We start from the raw sequence: 13,973 nt of genomic DNA on the forward strand, positions 1-13,973 counted from the left end.
GAAGTTTTACTATGCTATTGATAGCAAACTATCCGCATTCCTACTGGTAGGGCGTGTTGGACTTGAACCAACGACCAAAGGATTATGAGTCCTCTGCTCTAACCAACTGAGCTAACGCCCCAAGCCATGCTCCTGCGCTGCATACACAACGGGGCAAGCGCCGTATTGTAGGGGCTTACTTGCGGTGGCTGAGTGCGTTAGATACCAGCTTGGAGGTGATGTCCACGATCTGGATCATCCGGTCGTACGGCATGCGCGTGGGGCCGATCACGCCGAGCGTGCCGACCACCTTGCCGTCCACTTCGTAGGGGGAGCTGACCACCGACAGCTCTTCGAACGGCACCACATGGCTCTCGCCGCCGATGTAGATCCGCACGCCCTCGGCTTGGCTCGAGATGTCCAGCAGGCGCAGGATCTGGGTCTTTTGCTCGAAGAGATCGAAGGCCCGCCGCAGGTTGCCCATGTCGCTGGAAAAATCACTCACGGCCAGCAGGTTGCGCTCGCCGGATATCACGACCTCGTCCTGCGCCGCCGACATGGCTTCGGAACCCACGTTCACCGCGGCCTGCATGAGCGATGCGATCTCGCCCCGCAGCGCATCCACCTCCGACTTCAGGCGCTCGCGCACCTGCTCCATGGCAAGGCCGGCGTAGTGCGCATTCAGGAAGTTCGATGTCTCTATCAGCTGCGATGCGGAGTAGTCGACCTCGGTAAAGATCACGCGGTTTTGCACGTCCCCTTCCGGCGACACGATGATCACCAGAAAACGCCGTTCTGAGAGCTTCAAAAACTCGATGTGCCGAAAAACAGAGGTGCGCCTGGGCGCCATGACCACGCCGACAAACTGCGACAGGTTGGACAGCAGCTGTGCCGCGTTGGCGATGACTTTCTGCGGCTGCTCCGGCGCCAGCTGCGCGGGCATGAACGAGTCACGCTGCACGGTGAGCATGGTGTCCACGAACAGCCGATAGCCTCGCGCAGTGGGAATGCGCCCCGCCGAGGTGTGCGGGCTGGCAATCAGCCCCAGCTCCTCCAGGTCGGCCATCACGTTGCGGATGGTGGCGGGCGACAGGTCCAGCCCTGACGCGCGCGACAAAGTTCTTGAGCCCACAGGCTGCCCGTCGGCGATGTAGCGCTCGACCAGGGCTTTAAGCAACAACTTGGCACGGTCATCGAGCATGGAAGGATTTTAATGATGTAATTTCGTGATGACGTCCAATTTCCGCCATGTCGCCCTTATCGGCAAGTACCAGGCTTCATCAGCGGGCTCTGCGGGCGACACCTCGCGCCAGGCGCTCGAAGGTATCGCGCATTTTCTGGAGCAGCAGGGGTGCGAAGTGGCCCTGGAGGCCGAGACCGCCAGCAACATGGGCCTGGCCCACTACCCAGCGCTGACTGTAGACGAGATAGGCACCCGGTGCGACCTGGGCCTGGTCGTGGGCGGTGACGGCACCATGCTGGGCATCGGCCGGCGGCTGGCGCGCTTCGGCACACCGCTGATCGGCATCAACCAGGGGCGCCTGGGGTTCATCACCGACATTCCTTTCGATGCCTACCAGGCCACGCTGGCCCCCATGCTGCGGGGCGAGTACGAGGAGGACCTGAGGCCATTGATGCACGCCAGGGTGGTGCGCGATGAACGGGTGGTGTTCGAGGCCTTGGCGATGAACGACGTGGTCGTCAACCGGGGGGCCACATCGGGCATGGTGGAGCTGCGTGTGGAGGTGGGTGGCCGCTTCGTGGCCAACCAGCGGGCCGACGGTCTCATCATTGCATCCCCCACGGGCTCGACGGCGTATTCCCTGTCTGCCGGCGGACCGATGCTCCACCCGTCCATTCCGGGCTGGGTGCTCGTGCCCATTGCGCCCCATACCTTGTCCAACCGGCCCATCGTGCTGTCGGATGCCACCGAGGTGGCCGTCGAGGTGGTCAGCGGCCGGGACGTCAGCGCCAACTTCGACATGCAGTCGCTGGCATCGCTGCTGCACGGCGACCGCATCTTGGTCAAACGCTCGGAGCACTGCGTGCGGTTTCTGCATCCGTTGGGCTGGAACTATTTCGCCACCCTGCGCAAGAAGCTGCGCTGGAACGAAGGGGGCTCCTGACCATGGCGCTGCGACGCATCACCCTGCGTGACTTTGTCATCGTGGAGTCGCTGGAGCTGGAGCTCAGCCCCGGGTTCACGGTGCTGACCGGTGAGACCGGTGCAGGCAAGTCCATACTGATCGACGCGCTGCAACTGGTGCTGGGCTCACGCGCAGATGCCAGCACGGTGCGAGAGGGCGCCACCAAGGCGGACCTTTGCGCCGAGTTCGACAACCCCGCCCACATCGCGCCCTGGCTGGAAGATGCCGGTTTCGAGACCGATGGGCCGTTGCTCTTGCGCCGCACCATCGATGTCCAGGGCAAGAGCCGCGCCTGGATCAACGGCACGCCCGCCACGGCGGCGCAGTTGCGCGCCCTCGGAGACTTGCTGCTGGACATCCACGGCCAACACGCCTGGCAGAGCCTGACCCGGCCCGACTCCGTGCGCGGCTTGCTGGATGCGTTTGCAGGCCTCAGCAGCGCCGACACGTCAGCGCGCTGGACACGGTGGCGCGCCGACCAGAAGACCTTGGAGCAGGCCCGCCAGTCCCAAGCCAATTTGCAGCAGGAGCGCGAACGCCTGCAGTGGCAGATCGGCGAGGTGGACAAGCTCGCGCCCGCCGATGGCGAATGGGAAGAACTCGACGCCCAGCACAAGCGTCTGTCGCATGCCCAGGCGCTGCTGGACGGTGCCGAAGGCGCACTGCATGCATTGCAGGACGACGATGCAGGCGCACTCGCCGGCATCGGCCGCGCGCACGCCCTGCTGCACGGGCAGGAACACATCGAGCCCGAGTTCGCAAGCCTTGCCGACATCCTGGCCTCGAGCCTCGCCCAGGCGAGCGACGTGGCCCATTCGCTGCAGCTGTATCTGCGGCACGCTGAAATCGACCCGCAGCGTCTGGCAGAGCTCGACGCCCGCATTTCGCAGTGGATGACGCTCGCACGCCGGTACAAGCGCACGCCCACCGAGCTGCCCGCCCTGCTCAGGGGTTGGAAGGGCGAAATGCAGCAGCTGGATGCGGCAACCGATCTGGAACGCCTGGAAGCAGTCGAGGCCGCCAGCGCCAAGGCCTACCAGGCGGCGGCCCGCGCCCTGTCGCTGGGGCGGGCCAAGGCGGCTCCCAAGCTGTCCCTGGCCATTACCCAGGCCATGCAGGGACTGGGCATGGAAGGCGGCAAGTTCGAAGTCTCCGTGAGCAAATCGGCAGAGCCGTCGTCCCACGGCATCGACGATGTGGTGTTTCTGGTGGCGGGGCACCCCGGCATGACGCCCAAGCCCATCGGCAAGGTGGCCTCGGGCGGGGAGCTGTCGCGGATCTCGCTGGCGATCTCCGTGACGACCAGTGAACTCGGGTTGGCACCCACGCTGATTTTTGATGAGGTGGATTCGGGTGTGGGCGGGGCCGTGGCCGAAACCGTGGGCCGGCTCATGCAGCAACTGGGCAGCGATCGCCAGGTGCTGGCCGTCACCCACCTGCCGCAGGTGGCTGCCTGCGCCCACCACCACCTCAAGGTCGCCAAGCGCAAGAGCCCGGCCGGGACGACCAGTTCGGTGGTCGCCGTGCAAGGCACCACCCGGGTCGCAGAGATTGCGCGCATGCTCGGGGGCGAAAAATCCACCGATGCATCCCTGAATCACGCCCGCGAGATGCTGGACCTGGCAAGCGCCGCAGCGCCCCAGGAAAGGGCCCCCTGATGGCGCTGGAAATCGTCCTGATCACCGGCATGTCCGGCTCCGGCAAGTCCGTGGCCCTGCACGCGCTGGAAGACGCCGGGTATTACTGCGTCGACAACCTGCCCCCGGAGCTGCTCCCCGCCTTCGTCGCGCTGGAGCACCGCCACCACGGCAACCGCCTGGCCATCGCCATGGATGTGCGCAGCGCCACGTCGTTGCACCAGGTCCCGCAGGAGCTCAACCGGCTGCGCAGCGAGGGCGTGTCGGTGCAATCCATCTTTCTGGACGCCACCATCGACACGCTGGTGCGGCGCTTTTCGGAGACGCGGCGCCGCCACCCGCTGTCGCATGCCGACTTGCAGCAGGGCCGCAAGGCGCTGGTGCAGATCATCGAAGAGGAGCGCGAGCTTCTGGCCGCGTTGCGCGACCAGTCGCATGTCATCGACACCAGCACCATCCGGTCGTCGCAGCTGCAAAGCTACGTCAAGGGGTTGATGACCACGACACACGGCCAGCTGACCCTGGTCTTTCAGTCCTTTGCATTCAAGCGCGGCATACCGATGGATGCGGACTATGTGTTTGACGTGCGGATGCTGCCCAACCCGCACTACGAACCTGCGCTGCGCGACCTGACGGGCCTGGATGAGCCTGTCGCGCGCTTCTTGCGCCAGCAGACGGAGGTCTCGCTGATGCAGGCGCACATCGAGCAGTTCCTGGCCCATTGGCTGGAGTTCCTGGACCGCAACCACCGCAGCTATGTGACGGTGGCCATCGGCTGCACCGGGGGCCAGCACCGCTCCGTGTACCTGGTGGAACGGCTCGCGGAGATGTTCAGCGACCGATGGACTGCCCTGCGCAGGCACCGTGAGCTGGATGGCCGCTGAAACGCAGCGCCGCGGGCCTCCTCACACCAGCCCTGACCTCACCACAACGACGCTTGGGTCGTGTCCAGCAGTTTGCGAATGGGCGCGGGCAGACCGATGGAACTCCATTGGCCGGCGCCCAGCCATTCGCCGTCTTCCGTCGGCTGGGCTGCGGCCACGCCAGTGACCAGCACGGGATGCAGGTGCAGGTCGCGGTGCGTCAGCACATGGACAAACGGCTGCAGTTCCTGCACCGACAGGCCGGAGGCCGACGGCAGGGTCTCCATACACCGGTGCAACGACGCGCTGTCTTCAAAAATGGGGACGCAATGCATGCCCGCCCATATGCCCGTGCCAGGGCGCCGTTGCAGCCATACCTGCCCTTGCGGGTTCCTGAGCACCAGCAATTGCCAGGACTCCGAGCGGCGCGAGAGCTTGCGCGTCTTGACCGGATAGCGCTCCGGGTCACCCTTCTTGAACGCGACACAGCTGTGGTTCAGCGGGCACAGCTCACAGCGCGGCGCCCGGGGCACGCATACCGTGGCCCCCAGGTCCATCAACCCCTGCGTGTAGCGGGGCATGGCGTTTTCAAGATCGTGCACCGGGAGCAGCGCCTGCGCATGCTCCCACAGCACCTTCTCATTGCGGGCCGACGCCAGATCCGCGTCGAACCCCAACAGCCGGGTCAGCACCCTGCGCACGTTGGCATCCAGGATCGGAACCCGCTGCGAAAAGCAGAAGGCAGCGATGGCGCCAGCCGTGGATCGGCCGATGCCAGGCAAGGTGGCCAGCACTTCCGCCGAGCGGGGAAACGCCCCGCCATGCTCCGACACCACCTGCTGCGCACAGCGGTGCAGGTTGCGGGCGCGGGTGTAGTAGCCCAGGCCGCTCCACAGGCCCATGACTTCGTCCTGGGGCGCAGCAGCCAATGCCGCCACATCAGGAAAGCGGGCCAGGAAACGCGCGTAGTAGTCCAGCACCGTGCTGACCTGCGTCTGCTGCAGCATGATCTCCGACAGCCACACCCGGTAGGGGTCGCGGGTCTGCTGCCAGGGTAGATGATTGCGGCCACTGGCCATCTGCCAGGCCACCACACGCTCGGCGACGCTGCCGCCCATTGCCTCACTCATGCCGATAGGAGTTGCTTGTCGGCATCCAGGGTTTCAACGGCAGGAGGCGCGACCAGCTTGGAGGTCAACTCGTGGAGCTTTTGCTCCAGTTGGCCCAGCTCTTCTTCGCCGGCTTCGATCTCGGAAATGCGCTCGACCAGTCCGCTGGCAGCCTGCTGGATGCGGTCGACCGCCTCCATGCGGCGGGCGAAGCTGCGGCGGCGCTCGCGCAGTTGGGCATCCAGCTGCGCGGTGGCCGACTTGCTCCACAGTTCCAGGTCATTGGCTGCGGACTCGTAGACCGTGCGCAAACGCATGGCCAGCGCACGCACCAATCGCTCTGCAAATTCGGGCTGCGCCAGCTTCAATGCATTGCCCATGCCCAGGTACTGCAGGTGGCTCTGCTCGATCTGGTGAAGATCGTGCGTGAAGTGCTCCAGCTGCGGCGGCGGCGGCACCTGCAGCGAGAATCCGAACTCGGCGTTCAATTGCCGGAAGGTTCCGCCCAGCATGGCCTGGATCTCGGTGCCGGACGCCTGCGCCTTGTCCATGGTGCTGCGCAGCTTGTCAAAGGTCTGGACGTAGATCTTCTTGACGCCCAGCTTGAGCCCTTTTTGCTGCAGCGTCTGTGCCAACTCGGACAACTCGCCCTTGAGCGACTTCGCACCCAGTTGCTGGAACACGTCGCGCAGCAGCTTGAGGTGCACGGCCCGCACGGCCTGGATCTTGGAGGTGCTCAGGTCGAATTCGCGCTGCTCCTGCTCGATACGCTGGCGCATCGACTCGATCACCGACGCGTTCTTGCCGCGCAGGCTGCGCAGCTCGGCCATCTGGTCATCCAGGTCGCGGCGGCGGATGTTGATGACCCGCGACGTCTCGGTGCGCAGATTGGCCACGCCATGGGCCACGGCCGACCGCAAGATGGATTGCCGCTGGCCCATGATGCCCTTGGCCAGCGCCTCCTCCAGCACGGGAAGGCCGCTGGTTTCCAGCAACACGTCGTCGGCCGTGATCTTGGCCACCAGGCCCTTCTGTGCGGAGACTGGCACCACCCTTTCCAGCGGCACACCCAGCATCTCGGCAGACGTCTGGCACTGGCGTTCTATCTGGGCTTGCACCTGCTCGGCGGAATTGAGCGTGTCCCACAAGGTGTCAATCTTGTTGAGGACCACCAGGCGGGCATCCATGCTGTCGGCAGAGATGGCCAGGTGCTCGCGCCAGATCGACAGATCGGACCGCGTCACGCCGGTGTCCGCACTCAGGATGAACACCACCGCATGGGCCTGGGGAATCAAGTTGACGGTCAGCTCTGGCTCGGTGCCCACGGCATTCAAACCTGGCGTATCGAGAATGACCAGGCCCTGCTTGAGCAGCGGATGCGGAATATTGATGATGGCGTGCCGCCACATGGGCACTTCCACCATGCCGTGCGAGTCCGGCACGGGGTTCTCGTCGACCAGGTCGTCGTGCCAGAAACCCAGCGCCCGGGCGTTGTCCAGGCTGACCTTGCGCACTTCGGCCACTTTTTCCAGGGCCTTCGCAATCTGGTCGGCATTGCCGACATCGAGCCGGATCTCGTGCCAACGTTCAGGCTTCATGCGCCATTCCGCCAAACTCTGCATCTGCAGGCGGGTTTCGATGGGCAGCAACCGCAGGCTGGGGACCACGCTCGCGTCGTAGCCAAGCTCGGTGGGGCACATGGTGGTGCGCCCGGCGCTGGCCGGCATGATGCGGCGACCGTAGTCAGCAAAGAAGATGGCGTTGATCAGCTCCGACTTGCCACGCGAGAACTCCGCGACAAAAGCCACCATGACCTTGTCGCTGCGAACCTGTTCTTCCAGCCTGTGCAGGCGCTCGCGCACTGCCGAGTCCATGAGGTCATGCGAAGACATCCAGTCGCCCAGCCGCTTGAGCTGCTGGGCGAATTCACGTCTCCAGACGCCATGCTGGTCGAACTGTTCGTTGAATGAGGGTCCCACTGTGCTCCCGGAGATATCTAGGTATGGCCTGCGAGGCAGGCATGCACAAAATATAGCATTGACCGCCCACAGACTGTGCTGAAAAGCAAAGTTCGCTCCACACCGCCGTCAAGTGCGTTGGCATTGCGCGCAGAAGTAAGTGCTTCGCTGACCCTGGCGCAGCAGCCGGATGGGGGTGGTGCAAACATGGCAGGGCGCACCTTCGCGCCCGTAGACATTGGCCTGCGTCTGGAAGTGTCCGGCCATGCCGTCGGCACTGGAGAAATCGCGCAGCGTGCTGCCCCCCATTTCCACCGCCCGGGCCAGCACGGCCACGATGGCCTCGTGCAACTTGCGCACCCGGGCCGGGCCGATGCGTGACGCCACCGTGGTCGGGCGGATACCCGCCAGAAAAAGCACCTCGGAAGCATAGATATTGCCCACCCCCACCACCAGCTTGCCGCCCAGCAGCAACTGCTTGATGGGCGTGCGGCTCTTTTTCAGCCCGGCTTGAAACGTGGCCAGAGAAAAGGAATCCGACAACGGTTCCATGCCCAGCGCATCGAGCAGCTTGACCGCGACCGGATCCTGCTCGCCCTGGGTATAGACCACCGCGCCGAAGCGCCGCGGATCATGCAGCCGTAGCGTCCCGTGGCTGGTGGCCATGTCGAAATGGTCGTGCACGTCTGGCGGAGGAAGGCCATGGCCAAAGCGCAAGCTGCCGGACATGCCCAGGTGCAGCAGCAGCAGGCCCTGGCTGGTATCTGCCAATAGATATTTGCCCCGCCGGCGCAGACCCAGCACCTGCTGCCCCACCAGATCCCCGGGGTCACACCCGAGCGGCCATCGCAGCGGCTTGCCCATCGCAACGCCTTCGATGTTCGCCCCGGCAATGGCCGCCGCAAAACTGCGGCGCGTGACTTCCACTTCGGGCAACTCAGGCATAGAACGCGACCTACATCGGGTTAACGGGCATGGATTATTATGACCCGATGGTGTTATTTCACAGATTTCGGACCACCGCCCTGGCAACAGCGATCGCGGTTGCGGCTTGTTCAGCGTATGCGCAATCGCCGGGTGCCAACACCCCGCCTGCGCCTGCCGAGGAGCCCGTGGTCTCCAACCCCGCGCTCGACGCGGAACTGTTCTACGAAATCCTGTTGGGCGAGGTGAGCGCCCGCACCGGAGACCCGGGTGCCGGGTACGCCTTCATGCTCGAAGCGGCCCGCCGCAGTGCCGACGGCCAGCTGTACCAGCGCGCAGCCGACATCGCGCTGCAATCCCGCTCGGGCGAATACGCATTGGCAGCCGCGCAGGCCTGGAAAGAAGCCCTGCCCCAGTCGCGCGAGGCCAACCGCTACGTGCTCCAGATCCTGGTCGCCCTGAACCGCATTGGCGAAACCCCGGACCTCCTGCGCCTGGAGCTGGCTCTGTCGCCACCCCGCAGCAAGGCGGCCATGCTGTCGGCCCTGCCCCAGGTGTATGGGCGCGCCAGCGACAAGGCGCTGGCCGCCAAGGTCGTCGAAGCGGCGCTCGTCAACGAACTCACGAATCCTGCCACCGGTCCGGTGGCATGGGTTTCATTGGGCCGCCTGCGGCTGGCCGCAGGCGACAAGGCCGGCGCCCTGGAAGCCGCCCGCAAGGCCCAGGCCCTGGACGTGGGCAGCGAGAGCTCGGCGCAACTGGCGCTGGAGCTGATGGACGATGGCAGCCCCGAAGCAGAACCCTTGGTCGTGCAGGCCCTGTCCAAGCAGCCTGTTCCCGAGCTGCGCATGGCCTATGCGCGGGTACTGCTGGGCCAGCAACGCTATGGAGACGCGGCCCGGCAGCTAGAAGCCGCCACCAAGGAAAAGCCCGACCTGGTGGAAGCCTGGCTGGTGCTGGCTACGCTCCACCTGCAGGACAACCGCCTTCCCGCGGCCGAGAACGACCTCAAGCGCTACATGGACCTGCTGTCCTCGCTGGACGATGCTGAGGTGCGCCAGCGCGGCATGACGCAGGCGTACCTGCTGTACGCGCAGATCGCCGAAAAGAAGCAGGACTTCGCCGGGGCCGAGGCATGGCTCAAGCGCATCGACAACGTGGAAGAGGTCTTCAGCGCCCAGATGCGCCGCGCGTCGCTGCTGGCGCGCCAGGGCAAGATCGAGCAGGCCCGCGCCTTGCTGCGCAACCTGCCGGGCACTTCGGCCGACGACAAGCGCATGAAGCTGGCTGCAGAAGTGCAACTGCTGCGCGACCAGCGGCTGTACCAGGAGGCCTACAAGGTCCAGACCGAACTCGTGGCCTTGGCGCCGCAAGACACCGAACTCGTGTACGACCAGGCCATGCTGGCCGAGAAGGCCGGCCAGGTGGACACCATGGAGCGGCTGCTGCGCCAGGTCATCGCCCAGAAGCCGGACCACCACCACGCCTACAACGCGCTGGGCTACTCGCTGGCCGAGCGTGGCCAGCGCCTGCCCGAAGCCAAGCAGCTCATCCTGAAAGCGCTGGAGTTCGCACCCAACGACCCGTTCATTACCGACAGCCTGGGCTGGGTGGAGTTTCGCCTGGGCAACAAGGCCGAAGCCCGCAGGCTGCTGGAAGCCGCCTACAAGGGGCGCCCCGATGTCGAGATCGGCGCGCATCTGGGTGAAGTGCTCTGGAGCCTGGGCGACAAGGACGCCGCCCTGAAGGTCTGGACGGAGAGCAAGCGCGTGAGCCCCGACAACGAAACACTGAAGGAAACCCTGGCGCGCCTGGGAGTGAAGCTTTGATGCGCGGCTGGTACGGCGCCACGCTGCCGTCGGCGGCTGCTGCAACGCCAAGCCACGGTGTGATCACAGGCTGGCGTCTGCTGCTGGCCATCTGCGCCATGTGGCTGGCCGGATGTGCACAACCCTTGCCCAAAGTGACGACCGATGAGAACACCTGGAGCGGCCGCCTGGCATTGCAGGTCGAGGGCCAGGACTCGCAGTCGTTTTCTGCCATGTTCGAGCTGCGGGGCAATGCCCAAGTGGGCGGGCTGGTGCTGCTCAGCCCGCTGGGCAATCGGCTTGCGCAGCTGGACTGGAAGGACGGCCACGCCCAGTTGGTGAGCTCGCAGGAAGCCCGCACCTCCGACTCCCTCGACATGCTGCTGCAGGAAGTGACCGGCACGCGCATTCCGGTGACGGCATTGTTCAGCTGGCTGCAGGGCAACCAGGCCACTGCACCCGGTTGGCGCGCCGATCTGTCGGGGGTTGCCGATGGCCGCCTGGTCGCGCACCGGGACGACCCCCAGCCCCAGGCCACACTCCGCGTTGCACTGACCCGTTGATCTGCGCGGGGCGCACGCCCCTTGCCCGCCCCCGTCTTTTTGTTCATGCAAGCCCTCTACGACGTGCCGGCTCCGGCCAAGCTCAATCTTTTTCTGCACATCACGGGCCGGCGTGACGACGGCTATCACCTGCTGCAGTCGGTGTTCATGCTGGTGGACTGGTGCGACACCCTGCACTTCGAACGCTGCGGCACCGGCCCGGAGATCACGCGCGAAGATCTGGGACCCGCCTTACCCGACGTGGACCTGACGATCCGTGCAGCCCGCGCCCTGCAGGCGGCCACGGGCTGCACACAGGGCGCGCACATTGCCGTGGGCAAGAGCATCCCCGCGCAGGCAGGCATGGGCGGCGGCTCCTCCGACGCTGCCACGACTCTGCTGGCCCTCAATCGGCTGTGGGGCCTGCACCTGCCGCGCACTGCGCTGGAAAAGATCGGCATCGCGCTCGGCGCAGACATTCCATTTTTTTTACGCGGCCGTAACGCTTTTGTGGAGGGAATTGGTGAGACAATCACGCCGCTTGAGAAAGTGCACCAGCTGCCACCCGCAAGCTTCGCGATCGTGAAGCCTGCAGCAGGCCTGGAGACAAAATTAATTTTTTCGTCGCCAAGTTTGAAACGTGATTCAGATAGTGCTACAATCTTAGGCTTTGCTGCAGCACACTTTGACTTCGGTCGAAATGACTTGCAGCCCGTTGCTCAGGCTCTTTGCCCGCAAGTTACCGAAGCCCTCGAATGGCTCAGGTCACGCGGATTGCAAGGCAGGATGACAGGCTCAGGCAGTGCGGTGTTTGCGCAAATGTCTCATGCAGTTGATCTGGATGGAGCCCCCCAGGGCTGGCAGGTCAAGGCATGTGAAAATCTGATGATTCACCCTCTTGCGGGTTGGGCATCAGACGAGAATTAAGGTTGGTTGCCTTCGGCAATTGACCTGTGTAGGGGAGTCGCCAAGCTGGTTAAGGCACCGGATTTTGATTCCGGCATGCGAAGGTTCGAATCCTTCTTCCCCTGCCAAATATCTTCTCGCATACGGGCATTATTTTCAGACTGCTGGGACTCTCATGCAAGCCAACCACCCCGACTTCATGGTTTTCACCGGCAATGCCAATCCTGGCATGGCAGCTGAAATCGCCCAGCACCTGGGTACCACCCTGGGCGCTGCCGATGTGGGTCGTTTCTCCGACGGTGAAGTCACCGTTGAAATCAAGCAGAACGTGCGTGCACGCGATGTTTTCGTGGTGCAGTCCACTTGCGCGCCCACCAACGAAAACCTCATGGAACTGCTGATCATGGTGGATGCGCTCAAGCGCGCATCGGCTGAACGCATCAGCGCCGTGATCCCCTACTTCGGTTATGCACGGCAAGACCGCCGCCCCCGCTCCTCCCGCGTGCCGATCACGGCCAAGGTGGTGGCCAACATGCTGCAGACCGTGGGCGTGGCCCGCGTGCTGACCATGGACCTGCATGCCGACCAGATCCAGGGCTTCTTCGACATTCCGGTCGACAACATCTATGCCTCCCCCGTTCTGCTGGGCGACCTGCGCCAGAAGAACTACGAGGACCTGATCGTCGTGTCCCCCGACGTGGGCGGCGTGGTGCGTGCCCGTGCGCTGGCCAAGCAGCTCAACTGCGACCTGGCCATCATCGACAAGCGACGCCCCAAGGCCAACGTGTCCGAAGTCATGCACGTGATCGGCGAAATCGAAGGCCGCAACTGCGTGATCATGGACGACATGATCGACACCGCCGGCACGCTGGTGAAGGCGGCCGAGGTGCTCAAGGAGCGCGGCGCCAAGAAGGTGTACGCCTACTGCACGCACCCCATTTTTTCGGGCCCTGCCATTGAACGCATCGCCAAGGGCTCGGCCCTCGATGAAGTGGTAGTGACCAACACCATCCCCCTGAGCGACAACGCCAAGGGATGCACCAAGATTCGCCAACTCTCCGTGGCCCCGCTGATCGCCGAGACGATCCAGCGCATTGCCAAGGGCGAGTCGGTGATGAGCCTGTTCTCGGACCAAGAGAACCTGTTCTGATCCAGCTCCTTCGGGAGCACGGCAGCAGCGGTTCTGCACGCAAGCCTCCCTTGGGAGGCTTGTTGCTTGTTTGTTCGGGAACAACTTGCAGGCTTGCGGCATGTGGCCTCAAGCCTTTTTAAAACAGAGGATGACTGGTCGCGGTCGCCTCTTATCAGGAGCTAAATATGAACTTCGTCGCTTTTGAGCGCGCCAAGCAGGGCACGGGTGCGAGCCGCCGTCTCCGCATTTCGGGCAAGACCCCCGGTATCGTGTACGGTGGTGCCACGGAACCCCAACTGATCGAGATCGACCACAACGCACTGTGGCACGCCCTCAAGAAGGAAGCATTCCACTCCAGCGTGCTGGACATGGAAGTGGCCGGCAAGACCGCCAAGGTCCTGCTGCGCGACGTGCAATACCACCCCTACAAGCAACTCGTGCTGCACATCGACTTCCAGCGCGTGGACGAAAAGACCAAGCTGCACATGAAGGTGCCACTGCACTTCAGCGGCGCTGAAGAGTCCAACGCCGTCAAGGTCGACAAGTGCATGGTCAACCCGATCGTGAACGAACTCGACGTGACCTGCATGCCTTCGGACCTGCCAGAGTTCATCGCTGTGGACCTGTCCAAGCTGGAAAAGGGCTCGTCCCTGACCCTGAAGGACATCAAGCTGCCCAAGGGCGTGACCGCCAAGATCCGCGGCAACCAGACCAACCCCGTGCTGGTGTCGGTGACGCCTCCTGTCGTGGTGGTCGAGACCCCCGCAGAAGCCGCTCCTGCAGCCGACGCCAAGGGCAAGGGCAAGGGCAAGAAGTAATTCTTCGCCCTGCGGTCGACGAAGACCACCGGTCCGGTGGTTTTCTGACAACCCGCACGCACGGCACTACACGGCCCGCCTGTCTCGGCAGGCCACCCAGCCGCACGACGGCCCACGCAAGTGGGCCGTTTTGCTTGGTGCCACAAGCCA

Annotated in this window: 12 protein-coding genes and 2 tRNA genes; 9 read left to right on the forward strand and 5 right to left on the reverse strand. The window is 64.3% G+C overall.

From position 1 onward, the window contains the following. Nucleotides 1-44: 44 nt before the first annotated feature. Together ACSQ3D_RS02585 and hrcA are read right to left on the reverse strand one after the other, a co-directional pair. Nucleotides 45-121 (reverse strand) — tRNA-Ile (locus tag ACSQ3D_RS02585). Nucleotides 122-175: 54 nt separating this feature from the next. Beyond that, on the reverse strand, nt 176-1,180 hold the full coding sequence (gene hrcA, locus ACSQ3D_RS02590; RefSeq protein ID WP_056415655.1) for a heat-inducible transcriptional repressor HrcA: 1,005 nt from the start codon (nt 1,178-1,180) through the stop codon (nt 176-178). Nucleotides 1,181-1,208: 28 nt separating this feature from the next. Between hrcA and ACSQ3D_RS02595 the strand changes: the two genes are divergently transcribed. Genes ACSQ3D_RS02595 through rapZ form a run of 3 tightly spaced genes read left to right on the forward strand, consistent with a single transcriptional unit; the run spans nt 1,209 to nt 4,647 of the window. After that, the gene (locus tag ACSQ3D_RS02595) at nt 1,209-2,105 is read left to right on the forward strand and encodes an NAD kinase (RefSeq protein ID WP_056415653.1); all 897 of its coding nucleotides are present in this window, start codon (nt 1,209-1,211) and stop codon (nt 2,103-2,105) included. Nucleotides 2,106-2,107: 2 nt separating this feature from the next. After that, nucleotides 2,108-3,784, forward strand: coding sequence for a DNA repair protein RecN (gene recN / locus ACSQ3D_RS02600; RefSeq protein ID WP_436125849.1), 1,677 nt, complete (start codon nt 2,108-2,110; stop codon nt 3,782-3,784). Next, the gene (gene rapZ / locus ACSQ3D_RS02605) at nt 3,784-4,647 is read left to right on the forward strand and encodes an RNase adapter RapZ (protein ID WP_056415649.1); all 864 of its coding nucleotides are present in this window, start codon (nt 3,784-3,786) and stop codon (nt 4,645-4,647) included. The genes recN and rapZ overlap by 1 nt, the downstream gene beginning before the upstream one ends. A 38-nt stretch (nt 4,648-4,685) precedes the next feature. On the opposite strand, the gene mutY is transcribed toward rapZ, so the two are convergent. The 3 genes from mutY to mutM form a co-directional block, all read right to left on the reverse strand. After that, nucleotides 4,686-5,756: an A/G-specific adenine glycosylase gene (gene mutY / locus ACSQ3D_RS02610; RefSeq protein ID WP_436125850.1), complete on the reverse strand. Its 1,071-nt coding sequence runs from the start codon at nt 5,754-5,756 to the stop codon at nt 4,686-4,688. Beyond that, nucleotides 5,753-7,714: a dynamin family protein gene (locus ACSQ3D_RS02615; RefSeq protein ID WP_436125851.1), complete on the reverse strand. Its 1,962-nt coding sequence runs from the start codon at nt 7,712-7,714 to the stop codon at nt 5,753-5,755. Before ACSQ3D_RS02615 ends, mutY begins: the two co-directional genes overlap by 4 nt. Nucleotides 7,715-7,822: 108 nt before the next feature. Then, on the reverse strand, nt 7,823-8,638 hold the full coding sequence (gene mutM, locus ACSQ3D_RS02620; RefSeq protein ID WP_436125852.1) for a bifunctional DNA-formamidopyrimidine glycosylase/DNA-(apurinic or apyrimidinic site) lyase: 816 nt from the start codon (nt 8,636-8,638) through the stop codon (nt 7,823-7,825). Nucleotides 8,639-8,667: 29 nt separating this feature from the next. Between mutM and ACSQ3D_RS02625 the strand changes: the two genes are divergently transcribed. From ACSQ3D_RS02625 to ACSQ3D_RS02650, 6 genes are all read left to right on the forward strand, one after another. Beyond that, nucleotides 8,668-10,446 carry a tetratricopeptide repeat protein gene (locus ACSQ3D_RS02625; protein ID WP_436125853.1) on the forward strand — a complete coding sequence of 593 codons (1,779 nt, stop codon included), beginning with the start codon at nt 8,668-8,670 and terminating at the stop codon, nt 10,444-10,446. Nucleotides 10,447-10,580: 134 nt separating this feature from the next. After that, nucleotides 10,581-10,988: a lipoprotein insertase outer membrane protein LolB gene (locus ACSQ3D_RS02630; protein ID WP_436126170.1), complete on the forward strand. Its 408-nt coding sequence runs from the start codon at nt 10,581-10,583 to the stop codon at nt 10,986-10,988. A 45-nt stretch (nt 10,989-11,033) separates the two neighbouring features. Then, on the forward strand, nt 11,034-11,894 hold the full coding sequence (gene ispE / locus ACSQ3D_RS02635) for a 4-(cytidine 5'-diphospho)-2-C-methyl-D-erythritol kinase (protein WP_436125854.1): 861 nt from the start codon (nt 11,034-11,036) through the stop codon (nt 11,892-11,894). A 30-nt stretch (nt 11,895-11,924) separates the two neighbouring features. Continuing rightward, nucleotides 11,925-12,001 (forward strand) — tRNA-Gln (locus ACSQ3D_RS02640). 47 nt (nt 12,002-12,048) lie between these two features. Continuing rightward, entirely contained in the window at nt 12,049-13,023 is a 975-nt protein-coding gene (locus tag ACSQ3D_RS02645) for a ribose-phosphate pyrophosphokinase (RefSeq protein WP_056161385.1), read from the forward strand. 167 nt (nt 13,024-13,190) lie between these two features. Further along, nucleotides 13,191-13,823 (forward strand): 50S ribosomal protein L25/general stress protein Ctc, encoded by a 633-nt coding sequence (locus ACSQ3D_RS02650; protein ID WP_056161382.1) that lies wholly within the window; start codon nt 13,191-13,193, stop codon nt 13,821-13,823. Nucleotides 13,824-13,973: the final 150 nt, after the last annotated feature.

This window comes from Acidovorax sp. LjRoot117 (genome assembly GCF_964252695.1).
Classification (GTDB): Bacteria; Pseudomonadota; Gammaproteobacteria; order Burkholderiales; family Burkholderiaceae_C; genus Acidovorax.